This window comes from Thalassospiraceae bacterium LMO-JJ14, from assembly GCA_021555105.2.
In the GTDB taxonomy this organism is placed as follows: Bacteria; Pseudomonadota; Alphaproteobacteria; order Rhodospirillales; family Casp-alpha2; genus UBA4479.
Map to the genome: position 1 here is coordinate 3,327,772 of CP134604.1, position 12,834 is coordinate 3,340,605.

The 12,834-nt window shown below is 60.6% G+C and carries 10 protein-coding genes; 6 read left to right on the plus strand and 4 right to left on the minus strand.

Going from position 1 to position 12,834, the window contains the following annotated elements; genetic code table 11:
* The first annotated feature begins 10 nt into the window (after positions 1-10).
* From L2D14_15770 to L2D14_15780, 3 genes are all read left to right on the plus strand, one after another.
* Complete coding sequence (locus L2D14_15770) at positions 11-3,622, plus strand: hydantoinase B/oxoprolinase family protein (GenBank protein ID WNJ99315.1); 3,612 nt, start codon at positions 11-13, stop codon at positions 3,620-3,622.
* A gap of 269 nt (positions 3,623-3,891) precedes the next feature.
* A complete protein-coding gene (locus L2D14_15775; protein ID WNJ99316.1) occupies positions 3,892-5,142 on the plus strand; it encodes a TolC family outer membrane protein in 1,251 nt (416 codons plus the stop codon).
* Positions 5,143-5,161: 19 nt separating this feature from the next.
* Entirely contained in the window at positions 5,162-6,130 is a 969-nt protein-coding gene (locus tag L2D14_15780; GenBank protein ID WNJ99317.1) for a threonine/serine dehydratase, read from the plus strand.
* 92 nt (positions 6,131-6,222) lie between these two features.
* Here the strand turns inward: L2D14_15780 and L2D14_15785 are convergent, their stop codons facing one another.
* The 3 genes from L2D14_15785 to L2D14_15795 all read right to left on the minus strand — a co-directional run bounded on the left by L2D14_15785 (position 6,223) and on the right by L2D14_15795 (position 8,051).
* Positions 6,223-6,360, minus strand: a complete 138-nt coding sequence (locus tag L2D14_15785; GenBank protein ID WNJ99318.1) for a hypothetical protein — start codon at positions 6,358-6,360, stop codon at positions 6,223-6,225.
* Positions 6,361-6,365: 5 nt separating this feature from the next.
* The gene (locus L2D14_15790; GenBank protein WNJ99319.1) at positions 6,366-6,770 is read right to left on the minus strand and encodes a hypothetical protein; all 405 of its coding nucleotides are present in this window, start codon (positions 6,768-6,770) and stop codon (positions 6,366-6,368) included.
* Between the two features lie 150 nt (positions 6,771-6,920).
* Positions 6,921-8,051 carry a serine hydrolase gene (locus L2D14_15795; GenBank protein ID WNJ99320.1) on the minus strand — a complete coding sequence of 377 codons (1,131 nt, stop codon included), beginning with the start codon at positions 8,049-8,051 and terminating at the stop codon, positions 6,921-6,923.
* 131 nt (positions 8,052-8,182) lie between these two features.
* Here L2D14_15795 and L2D14_15800 point away from each other — a divergent pair, with 131 nt between their 5' ends.
* From L2D14_15800 to L2D14_15810, 3 genes are read left to right on the plus strand one after another with little or no spacing between them, the layout of a single operon-like run.
* Positions 8,183-9,202, plus strand: a complete 1,020-nt coding sequence (locus L2D14_15800; protein ID WNJ99321.1) for a TAXI family TRAP transporter solute-binding subunit — start codon at positions 8,183-8,185, stop codon at positions 9,200-9,202.
* Positions 9,199-10,521, plus strand: a complete 1,323-nt coding sequence (locus tag L2D14_15805; GenBank protein ID WNJ99322.1) for an amidase — start codon at positions 9,199-9,201, stop codon at positions 10,519-10,521. Before L2D14_15800 ends, L2D14_15805 begins: the two co-directional genes overlap by 4 nt.
* Complete coding sequence (locus tag L2D14_15810) at positions 10,518-11,744, plus strand: Zn-dependent hydrolase (GenBank protein WNJ99323.1); 1,227 nt, start codon at positions 10,518-10,520, stop codon at positions 11,742-11,744. Before L2D14_15805 ends, L2D14_15810 begins: the two co-directional genes overlap by 4 nt.
* A 31-nt stretch (positions 11,745-11,775) precedes the next feature.
* Here the strand turns inward: L2D14_15810 and L2D14_15815 are convergent, their stop codons facing one another.
* Positions 11,776-12,825, minus strand: coding sequence for a DUF4340 domain-containing protein (locus L2D14_15815; protein ID WNJ99324.1), 1,050 nt, complete (start codon positions 12,823-12,825; stop codon positions 11,776-11,778).
* Positions 12,826-12,834: the final 9 nt, after the last annotated feature.

A 12,834-nucleotide genomic window follows, 5' to 3' on the forward strand; every position in this document is an offset into this window, starting at 1 on the left:
GAGACTTGCCATGTGGCAGATCTGGATCGACCGGGGCGGCACCTTTACCGACCTCGTAGCCCGCAAACCGAACGGTGAACTGCTGACCCACAAGCTGCTCTCGGAAAACCCGGAACAGTACGAAGACGCGGCCCTGCAGGGCATCCGCGATCTGCTGGGGATCCCCAAGGGCGAACCGATCCCGGCGGGTAAGGTCGAGGCGGTCAAGATGGGCACCACGGTTGCCACCAATGCGCTTCTCGAGCGCAAGGGCGACCGCACGGCGCTGGTCATCACAAAGGGCTTCGGCGATGCGCTCAGGATCGGTTATCAGAACCGCCCGCGCCTGTTCGACATGAACATCAAACTGCCGGAACTCGTCTATGAGCAGGTTCTCGAAGCGGACGAACGGGTCGCGGTCGACGGCGAGATTCTGGCGCCGCTCGACGAGGATGCGTTGCGCGACGGCCTGCAGAAGGTTTTCGAAAGCGGTATCCGATCCGTCGCCATCGCCTTCCTGCACGGATACAAACACAACGATCACGAAATCCGCGCCGGCGAGATCGCACGAGACGTCGGGTTCACCCAGATTTCAGTGTCGCATCAGGTCAGCCCGTTGATCAAACTGGTGTCGCGCGGCGATACCACGGTGGTCGATGCCTATCTGTCGCCGATTTTGCGGCGCTACGTCGACCGCGTCGCGGCGGATCTGGAAGCCGAAGGCGGCGACGGCCCGCGCCTGATGTTCATGCAATCGAACGGCGGGCTGACCGACGCCAAGCTGTTTCAGGGCAAGGATTCCATTCTGTCTGGACCTGCGGGTGGTGTTGTCGGCATGGTCCGCACGGCGCAGATCGCCGGCTTCGACAACATCATCGGCTTCGACATGGGCGGCACATCGACCGATGTCGCGCACTTCGACGGAGAATACGAACGCTCGCTCGAAAGCGTCGTCGCCGGGGTGCGCATGCGGGCACCGATGATGAATATCCATACCGTTGCCGCGGGCGGCGGGTCGATCCTGATGTTCGACGGCGCGCGGTTCCGCGTCGGGCCGGAAAGCGCCGGCGCCAATCCAGGACCTGCGTCCTATCGCCGCGGCGGCCCGTTGGCCGTCACCGATTGCAACGTCATGCTCGGCAAAATTCAACCGCAGTACTTCCCAAGCGTGTTCGGCCCGAATGCCGACGAACGCCTTGATGGTGACGTGGTAAAGGCGAAATTCGAAGAGCTGGCCGACCGTATCGCAGCGGAAACCGGCGAAGCCCGGCGCACGCCCGAAGACATCGCCGAAGGGTTCCTGACAATCGCCGTCGAAAACATGGCCAATGCGATCAAGCAGATTTCCGTACAGCGCGGCTACGACATCACCCATTACGTACTCAACTGCTTTGGCGGTGCCGGCGGACAGCACGCGTGTCTGGTCGCCGATGCGCTCGGCATGAAGACCGTCTTCGTACACCCGTTCGCCGGTGTGCTGTCGGCATACGGCATGGGTCTCGCCGATATCCGTGCGCTTCGTGAACGCTCGGTCAACGAGCCGGTCGACGACGACGCGATCGGGCGCCTGCAAACGTTGCTCGACAACATGGCCGCCGATGCCCGCGCCGAAGTCAGGTCCCAGGGGATCGAGGAAAAGCAGATAACGGACCATCGCCGCGCGCACTTGCGCTACGAAGGCACCGACAGCGCCCTCGTCGTCAACGTCGCCGACGCGGTGACGATGACAAAGGAATTCGAAGAACTGCACCGCCAGCGCTTCGGCTTCGTACCCGAAGGCCGCAAGTTGGTCATCGAGGCGCTCGACGTCGAGGCTGTCGGCGCCACGGAAGGCATGATCGATCCGGAAATCGACGCCATGCCCGATGCGGCTGCGATGCGCCCGCGCGACACCGTGCGGATGTATTCCGGCGGCGAAAACCACGACACACCGATCTACGCGCGTGAAGCGTTCCTGCCCGGGGATACTGTCGAAGGCCCGGCGATCATCACCGAAGACACGGCGACCACGGTCGTCGAACCCGGCTGGCAGGCGTATCTGAACACACGCGGCCATCTGATCTTGAAGCGCGTCAAGGAACGCCCGCAAACCTATGCTGTCGGCACCGAAGCCGACCCGGTGATGCTGGAGATCTTCAACAACCTGTTCATGTCCATCGCCGAGCAGATGGGTGCGACGCTGGCCAATACGGCGTATTCCGTGAACATCAAGGAACGTCTCGATTTCTCGTGCGCGATCTTTGACATCGAAGGCAATCTGGTCGCCAACGCACCGCACATGCCGATCCATCTGGGATCCATGGGCGAAAGCATCAAGACCGTGATCCGCGAGAACGCAGGTACGATCAAACCGGGCAACGTCTATGCGTTGAACGCACCGTACAACGGCGGCACGCACCTGCCCGACGTCACCGTCATCACGCCGGTGTTCGACGACAACGGCAAGGACATCCTGTTCTATGTCGGCTCGCGCGGTCATCAGGCCGACATCGGCGGGCGCACACCGGGCTCCGCACCCCCGGATTCGACGCATATCGAGGATGAAGGTGTGCTGATCGATAACTTCCTTCTCGTCGAGGAAGGCCGGCTCCGCGAGAAGGAAACCTATGAACTGCTGAAGTCCGGCAAGTATCCGTGCCGCAATCCGATGCAGAACATGGCCGACCTGACGGCGCAGATCGCCGCCAACGAAACCGGCGTACGCGAGCTGCGCAAGATGATCACGCATTTCGGTCTCGACGTTGTGCATGCCTATATGGGCCATGTGCAGGACAACGCCGAGGAATCCGTCCGCCGTGTCCTCGATGTGCTGGCCGACTGCGAATTCAACTATCCGATGGACAACGGCGATCAGATTCAGGTCAAGATCACCGTCGACCGCAAGGCGCGCGAGGCACTGATCGACTTCACCGGCACCTCGCCACAAGGCAATCACAACTACAATGCACCGCTCGCGGTCTGCAAAGCGGCGGTGTTGTATGTGTTCCGTACGATGGTGGATGACGAGATCCCCTTGAACGAAGGCTGCCTGAAACCGCTCAAGATCAAGGTGCCGAAAAAATCGATCATCAGCCCGGAATACCCGGCGGCCGTGATCGCCGGCAACACCGAGGTCTCGCAGTGCATCACCGATACGCTATACGGCGCACTCGGCGTATTGGCATCGTCGCAAGGCACGATGAACAACTTTGTCTACGGCAACGACGTCCATCAGAACTATGAAACCATCTGCGGCGGCACCGGCGCGGGTGACGGTTTCGACGGCTGCGATGCCGTGCACTCGCACATGACCAATACGCGGATGACCGACACGGAAGTGCTGGAAAACCGCTTCCCGGTCCGGGTCGAGGAATTCTCGATTCGCAAGGGGTCGGGTGGTGACGGCAAGAATCACGGTGGCAACGGCGTGATCCGCAGCATGCGGTTCCTGGAAAAAATGACCGCCACCGTGCTGTCCAGCCACCGACATACAGACCCGTTCGGTCTTAAAGGCGGCAAGGCCGGCGAGCGCGGCGAGAATTTCGTGGTCCGCGCCGACGGCAGCATCGACAAATTGCGCGGTAACGACGAGACGGAAATGAATCCGGGCGACACCTTCGTTCTGAAAACGCCGGGCGGCGGGGGGTACGGGACGCCGGATTGACCGGCGGAAAGGCAGACCGGGCCAACCGGGCCGGATAGAATTTGTGATGATTTAGGTGATTTTAACGCAAAATCTTGTATGCAGAACGCCAAACCGGTATTTTTGAGGCGAATCGCTTTGCAGGCGAACAGTCTTTCAACAAGACCCGGCTGTTCGATGCAGGCCTGTAACGGTCGGGATACTCTGGGAGCGTGGCATTGCCATTTAAACGGCTGACAATTTGCCTATCCGTTGCCGCCGCTTGTCTGGCGGCGGTTCCGGTACCGGGCATGGCCAATCCCATCGAGATTGAACTGACCGGCTTGATTACCCAGCATCCGCAGATCAAGGCCGCCGAAAAATCCCTGCAGTCATCCCGTCAGGGTGTGAAGTCAGCGATCGCCAATTTCTATCCGACGGTTTCGCTAACGGGCGATGCCGGTTACGAACATATCGACAGCCCGTCCGCGCGAAGCGACAATGCACCGGAAGGCGACGCATACGGTCGCACGCGCAATACCGCATCGCTGACCGTGACGCAGAATCTGTTCAACGGCTATGCTAACGCCTCGGCGGTAAGAACGGCGCGGCTCAACCGGGAATTGGCACAGATTTCCTTCGAAGGCACACGGCAGAACACCATATTCGAAGGCATCCAGGTCTATATAGATGTGCTGCGCCAACGCCGCCTGATCGAACTCGCCCGCGAAAATGAAGCGACCATCCAGCGCCAGCTCAATCTCGAAGACGAACGCGTGCAGCGCGGCTCCGGTGTGGCGGTCGATGTGCTGCAGGCCAAGTCCCGGCTGCAGATCGCCAAGGAACGGCGCGTCAATTTCGAAGGCGCGCTGGAAGACGCCATCAGCCGCTATACACAGGTCTTTGCCCATCCGCCGGATATCGAAGCAATGCTCGATCCCGAACCGCCGATCGACCTGATCCCGAGCGAACTGTCCAAATCGATCGATATCGCCATCGTCGAAAATCCTGCCGTCGGTAACTCCGGGACCACCGTCGAAGTCGCCCGAGAGCGCCGTCGCACAGTCCGTGCCGAGCTGTTCCCGACGGTCGATCTGGAAGGCACCTATAACTACGAGAAGCACAACAACGCGACGCTCGGCACCCGGCGCGATTACTCGCTCGTTGTCTCCAGCACGTGGGAGCTTTTCTCCGGGTTCTCGACCCGCGCCTCGATGGCGCAGGCGGCTTACGATTATCATGCCAGTAAGGACCAGCACGAGTACACGGTCCGCAAGGTGGTCGAGCAGAGCAAGCTCGCCTGGCAATCGCTTCTGACCGCACGCGAACGCCTTGAACTGCTTGAAAACGCCGTCAATATCGCATCGGAAGTATTCGAAAGCCGCAAGAAACTGCGCGAGGCCGGGAAAGAAACCGTGATCAACGTTCTCGACGCCGAGAACGAGGTCAACAACGCGCAGATCAACTACACCTCAGCCTTCTATGACGAACGCCTCGCCGTCTATCAGCTTCTCCTCGCCATGGGCCGGCTCGACAGCAAGAACCTCGCGCTCGGTTTCTAGCCCGAAAGACCTTAAATCCATGTCCCTTCTCGTCAGCTTCGAAGATATTCAGGATGCCCGCGCGCGGCTGCACCCTTCCGTCCGCCGTACGCCGATCCTTCCCGTAGCCCGTGACAGTCGCGAAATCGGCGCAGAGAAACTCTCTGTCAAATGCGAGAACCTGCAGGTCACCGGGGCCTATAAAATACGCGCCGCTTTCACCATGCTCGACCGGCTTTCAGCCGCTGAGAAAGCGAAAGGCGTCGTTCTGACCTCAAGCGGTAATTTCGCCCAGGCTTTCGCATTCGCCGGCCGACTTCTCGGCGTACCGATCTGTGTCGTCATGCTGAACGAAACCAGCGCCTACAAGGTGGATGCGACCCGTGATCACGGCGCCGATGTCGTCTTCTGCGACGATGCCCTGGCCCGTCAGCCGATGGTCGGACAAGTTGCCAACGAGCGCGGCATGACCGCCATCGACACCTGGGAAGAATACTGGATTACCGCCGGTCATGCCTCACTCGGCATGGAAATCTGCGAGGACGCGCCGGATGTGCAGCAGGTTCTGGTCCCGGTCTCGTCCGGCGGCGTCGCCGGCGGCACCGCCGCCGCGGTCAAGCACATACGCCCGGACGTCAAGGTCATCGGCGTGCAGCCCGAACGCGCCAATGCGGCTTATGTCTCGCGGGCGGCCGGCGAACCGACGGCCATCGATTACTGGGACAGCATCGCCGACGGCCTGTCGGCACGGCGTCCTGGCGAACGGCCGTTCGCGCATCTCGAAGCCTATATGGACGATATCGTTTTGGTGTCGGAAAACGATATCGGCCGCGCCTTCGTCACGCTGCTGACCCGCGCCAAGCTGCTGGGTGAAGCCGCCGGTGTCGTTGCCTCGGCGGCGTTTCTGGCGGGCAAGGTCGATACCTCTTTGAATACCGTCGCCGCGCTGACCGGCGGCAATCTGACCCGCGAAAGCATGGACAAGCTTTACGCCCTCGCCGAGGGCTGAAACCCTTTACCCGCCCCCGGACGCAGAAAGACCCGGCCGAAGCCGGGCCTTTCCTCGGGAACGCCGGGTTAGCTCCGACGCCCTGGGGGAAATCAGGAACCCCCGTTGAGCGCAGAACCGGCGAGGGTCTCTCCCGAAACCCGGTTGGTCGCATCGGCACAGGTCAGGGATTCGGCCGCCCTCACCCGTCCGTCGATATCGCTGGCATTGAAATATATGATCATCGTCACGGCACTCACTTGCAGGCGACTTCGGCGTCGTACTGGAACGGCCGGTTATACCAGGATGGCTCCACGAACAGGCCGATGTGTGCCGCACCGATATTTTTCATGCGGAAAGACGCTTTCTGGCCGCGCGCAAAACGCATCTGACGTGCGGAGACCTCCTTCGTCTGTCCCTCAAGGATGTGGTAAACCTTGAGCTTGCCAAGTTGTGGCCACTTGTCGCCGAGATTGACAATCTTGAAGGTGGCAGTGCCCTGCACGCAGGCGCTGACGATTTCCAGATTGACGTTATCACCGCTCGACTGGGTCAGGTTGAGGATATTGACCTCGGCCCCCTGACGCTTTTCCAAAGGCAGCGGGACCGCGCGCTGTTGCGCCGCGGCCAAACCGGCAATACCGGTGACAAACGTAAACACTGAAATGATCGCAAGCCGTCTTAGAATCACGGTTCCACCCTCAAGCTTTATTCGACAAGCCCCGCCCGTCGTTGGCTTAAGGTATAAAACCGCTTTGTAAGCGTCGTATGTCGCCGCTGTTAGAGAATGTTACAAAATGTGAATGCCAACTTAGTTGTCGAGCGATGCCATGACACGGCCCAGCAGCCCGTTGATCTCGCTCTGCTCGATCCAGCGGAATACACCGACAATATCCAGTTCCTGATCGATCCAGATCAGGTTCGATCCGGCGCCGAGCGCGAAAAAGCTCGATGCCGGCGCATCCGGATAATACGCACGGTCCGTATTCAGCCACCACAGGAAGCCGTAGACCTTGTAGATGTCGATGGCGGTGTGCATCTGCCGCACCCACCCCGCGTCGAGGATCTGCTTGCCTGCCCATGCGCCGTTGCGCGCGATCAACAGACCGAAACGCGCATGATCGAACGTATCGATCCACATGCCGCCGCCCCAATGCGTGCCGCCGGGGACGGAAATCATCGGCTTGTCGTCGACCAGAACGCCGGAATTTTCATAGCCGTGCCACGTCCAGCCGTCGGATGCGCCGATCGGATCCATGACCCGTTCCTTCAATACCTCCGGCAAGGGGCGCTTGAAGACATGCAACAGCGCCAATGAGAACACGTTGACCCGGACATCGTTGTATTCCCAGAACGTTCCCGGGTTCTGCAACGGCCGCGCCTGGCCTTTGCGCTCGTTGGTCGATCCGGCGCCGACCTCGCGGTAATGATCGACCTGGTCGGGTTTGTCGAACAGGGTGCCGGACCATTCACTGGTCTGTGTCAGCAGATGGCGCCAGGTGATGGCGGCATTATGAGCGCCCTGAAATTCCGGAATATCGATATCGCCCGAGACAGGTGCATCGATGTCCTTGATCAGGCCGTCGCCGACGGCGATGCCGCAAAGCACGCTCAGATAACTCTTGGCGATGGAAAACGTCATGTCGACCCGCCCGGGATCGCCCCAGCTCGCGGCGATCTCTCCGTGCCGCAGGATCAATCCGGCCGGACCGCCGCGCGGTTTCAGGGGGCCCAGGAACTGGTTCCACGGTTCCGGTTCGATCTGCGTCAGCCCGGGGACGCTGCCGGCATCCTCCAGGTCGCGTGGCCACGAGCTTTCGCTGGCTTCGGCGAACGCAATGGCTGCCTTCATTTTTACTGTATCAAAGCCCAGTTCCCGTGGCTCGCGCTTGCTCCATTCGCCGGCACCGGATGCGGGCGGCACGTATGTCGAGGCTGTCACGTCAATTCTCTCCCGGAAGTAAATCAGGCATGAAATCTAGCACAGCGGTCCGGCCAACCAAGGGCGGAGTTTTGTATTCCGAAGATCAACATGTTTGCCTATGATGACATAATAAAATCAGGGAGGCTTATATGCAGTGGATCACAAGGCTGGGTTTGTCGGCATTAATACTGTGTCTTTGCGGCTTGGGCCCCCCTCCTGCGCAAGCCAAGGATTTGCGCTTCTTCAAGATCGCATCGGGGTCGAGGGGCGGCACATACTTCCCGATCGCATCCGCCCTGGCCAAGGTCATATCAAACCCGCCGGGCTCCAAATCTTGTGAGAACGGCGGCAATTGCGGCATCCCGGACGTGACAGCCACGGCCCAAAGTACCGGCGGTTCCGTCGCCAACGTCGATGCCCTGTTGGCCAGGAAGTTTCCCTCTGCCATTGCCCAATCGGACGTCACGTACTGGTCCTATAGCGGCACCGGCCCGTTCCGGACGCGCAAACCGAATACCAGCCTTTGCGTGATCACCAGCCTGTATCCGGAAGACGTGCATCTGGTCGCTGCCAAATCGGCGGGGATCGGTAAAATGGAAGACCTGTCCGGCAAGCGCGTCGCACTGGGCGAGCGGGATTCCGGCGCGTTGCTGGGCGCACAGCTTCTTGTCCGCGCCTACGGTCTGCAGGAAGGCAAGGATTTCACCCCGTCATTCGTTAATTTCTCCGGCGCAGTGGATGCGCTGAAGGCCGGAAACGTAGATGCCTTCATCACCGTCGCCGGCCATCCGAGCAGCAGCATCACGAAGATATTGAAATCGGGACAAGCGCAACTGGTGCCGATCGTCGGCAAAGGCCGCGAGGTTCTGGCGGAAAAATCGCCTTTCTATGCACTCTCGGAAATACCGGCCGGCGTTTATCCGGGGCAAAGAAATGTCGTCGAAACGGTCGCCGTAACCGCGCTCTGGCTGGCGAGGACCGATCTTGATCAGAATTTCGTCTACAAACTGACCAAGGCGTTCTGGAGCAACAAATTCGCCCGCTCGATCCTCGATGGCGCGCATCCCAAGGGGAAATCCATCACCATGGACTCATCCTTCGACGGCGTACCGATCCCGTTATGCGTCGGTACACAGAATTACTACAAGGAAATCGGCCGACTTAAATGACATCACCAAACCTGCTCAATGCCACCGATGCCCGCGCGGCCATACGGTCCGGGAATATGTCTTCACGTGATCTGGTCGACGCGTGCCTGGCCCGTGCCGAAGCCCGCGAAGCCGATGTCGGGGCTTGGACCTACCTGAACCCCTGCCTTGCCCGCGAACAGGCCGATGCCTGCGACGAAGCCATGGCCGCCGGGCGCAATCTGGGTCCGCTGCACGGCATTCCGGTCGGGCTCAAGGACATCATCGACACCGCCGACATGCCGACGGAAAACGGCTCGGCGCTTTTCGAAGGCCGCCGCCCGGTCACCGACAGCACCATCGCCCGTCTGCTGCGCGCCGCTGGTGCCGTGGTCATGGGCAAGACCGTCACCACGGAGTTTGCGCTGACCGCGCCCGGCAAGACGAAAAATCCGCATAATCCGGCTCATACGCCGGGTGGATCGTCATCGGGGTCCGCCGCCGCCGTCGCCGATCACCAGATACCGCTTTCCGTCGGGACACAAACCGGCGGCTCGATGATCCGGCCCGCATCTTTTTGCGGGGTCCATGGCTTCAAACCGACCTTCGGATCGATCTCTCGCGCCGGCATGTCGCCGCTGGCCCGGCCTCTGGACCACCCCGGCATTTACGCCCGCTCGCTGGCGGATATCGCGCTTGCCGGCGATGTCCTGATGGTCAAGGACCCGGCGGATTTGGACATGCGCGGCCACCCGCGCGGCAAGCTTGTCGACGCGCTTTCATCGCCGTCCGTGACGCCGCCGCGCATCGCCTTCGTCAAGGGGCCGATGTGGGCTGACGCCGAACCGTACATGGACGGCCTGTTCGCCGACGTTATGGACAAGCTGGGCAATCACGCGCGCGAAGTTGAAATGACCGGTGTGTTCGACCAGGCGCTGGCATGCCATTCGACCGTAATGATGGCGAATGTGCGCGCCAATATCGGCGATTACTGCCGTGACCATGCGGACAAGGTGCGCGACGAAACGATACGCCGAAATGCCCAGGGCGCGGGAATCGCCGCGGAAGCCTATGTGCAGGCAATCGAATTCAGGGATACCCTTGCCGGCGCACTGGACAGGATGTTTGAAAATTACGATGTGTTGATCACCGCAGGTGCCCCCGGCGAAGCGCCGCGCGATCTGAGCAACACGGGGAATGCCGTTTTCCAGAAGATCTGGACCCTGACCGGTGTACCGACCGTCACGTTGCCGAAACTGACGGGGCCGACGGGACTGCCTGTCGGGCTTCAAGTCATCGGCCGGTTTGCCCACGATGGTGAACTTCTGCGCCACGCACAGTGGATCGAGGATGCGTTTTGACGACTATTGTGAACAAAGACCGGTTATGGGATTCCCTCATGCAGCTTGCCAAGATCGGTGCCACGTCCAAGGGTGGCGTATGCCGGATCGCGCTCAGTGAGGAAGACCGGCGCGGGCGCGATCTTTTCTGCAGTTGGGCACGCGATGCCGGATGCGATATCCGCATCGATGCGATCGGCAATATTTTCGCCCGCCGTCCGGGCCTGGATGCAGGTGCCGCCCCGGTCGTAACCGGCAGTCATATCGACAGCCAGCCGCTGGGCGGCAAATTCGACGGTGCCTTTGGCGTCATGGCCGGGCTTGAGGTGATCCGCGCACTGAACGATGCAGGTATTGAAACCCGCGCCCCGATCGAAGTCGTCGACTGGACCGATGAAGAAGGTGCCCGCTTTGCCGCCGGATGTATCGGTTCCGGCACCTTCGCCGGACATCGCGAACTGGATCAGGCGCTGGCGCTCAGGGATGCCGACGGCATCAGCGTCGCCGACGCCCTGCAGAGCATCGGCTATGCCGGTTCGTCCCCTGTCGGCGGCAGCCCGATCAAGGCTTATTTCGAGGCCCACATCGAGCAAGGGCCGATACTTGAACAGGCAGGGCTTGCTGTCGGCGCCGTCGTCGGCGCGCAGGGACAGCGCTGCTTCATCATCACGGTGACGGGGACGGATGGCCATGCCGGCACATTGCCCATGAACAAGCGCCAGGATGCCTTTGTCGGCACCGCGAAAATGACCGTTGCATTAAACGAACTGGCGGCGACCTACGAGCCGGCGGCGGTGATCACCGTCGGCTATGTTCGCGTGCAGCCGAATTCCCGAAATACCGTCCCCGGAAAAACCGTCTTCACTATCGACAGCCGGCATCCCGATCTGGATATCCTGGCGCGGATGGAAACGGACATGATGCGCATCTGCCAGGACATCGCCGATGCATCCGGATTGAAGCTGGAAGTCGAAGCCATTACCCGCGCCGAACCGGTTGTCTTCGACCCTGATTGTGTCGATGCCATACGCAACGCGTGCACGGACAGGCAGATCCGCTATATCGACATGCACTCGGGCGCAGGACACGATGCCTGCAAGCTCGCCGCCGTGTGTCCCGTCGGCATGATTTTCGTACCGTGCGAAGGCGGCATCAGCCACAACGAGCTGGAAAGTGCCAGCGCCGGGGACCTGGCCACCGGCACACAGGTGCTGTTGGATGCGATGCTGAAGGCTGCGGGCTAATACCGGTCCTTCGAGACAACGTTTAGAGCACTCAGGAATCCGGCTGGGACTTTTCCGTTACATCGGTCATTTTCTTGGCGATCTGTTCGTATTGATAATCCGGAATGATGTAGGCCCAGCCCTGAGTGCGCGCGGCAATGGCATTGGCCTGCTTGGCGGCGTCGGAATTCGCGTCATCGCCGATATATGCCGCCGCGACGGTCATGTAGTGCGTCTTGTCTTGCTGCCACATGCGCGTCGTCACATGAATGGCGTCGACACTGAAGAATTCGGTGACATAGGCATCTTCGGGGGCGAGCGCGACATCGGCCGCCGGACGAACGTCATTCAGCACGAAACCGTTCAGGACCGCGGCAATGTTGCGCGGCGCAAACTCGCTCTTGAGCTTCATGCCTTCGGGCATGTTTTCAAAAGCGAAACTGCCCGTGACACCCTCTTTCGGAATAACGATCAGCTTCTCGCCGTCCGGCTGCGTTACTTCGGCGCGGACAATGCGCTCCGGTTTGATATCGACGATATCGCGAATCAGCCAGTCGCGCGGCTCAACGCCGATATCGACGAGGCCTCGCACCAGCCAGGTCTGATCCTCGCCCGGACGGCGCACGTACATGCCGCCGGTCGTCGTTTCCGGCAGGAAGAAGTTAGCTCTGCCGATGACCAGATCCGCGATCATCTCACCGCTGCTGCTTTTCAGGGTAACCTGCTGGGCGCTCGACTTTTTCTTGGACGGATCGCCGAGATTCAGTTCAGCGAAAAGCTCGGGCTTCCTGGTTCGCGGTTCCAGCAATTCCATGTTGGACAGGCCGAAAATCACCTTGTTGACCAGATTGGCATGCACCGGATAGCCACCGCTCTGCTTGAGCGTCCAGATATCGTCCTTGCGGATGAACGTCATGGTGTCGCCATTCTGCAGAAGTGTCACTTCGCCGACGTTCCCGGCATTCTCAAGAAGTCCCGGGAACAGCCGCTCGCCCCTGAAATCGGTGCTCTGATAATCGACCCGCGTCGACACACCATAGGTGGCGGCCGCAACACTGATGATCGCGGTCAAAAGCAGAATGCTGACGGTTCTGGGTGTCATGCTCGCCCC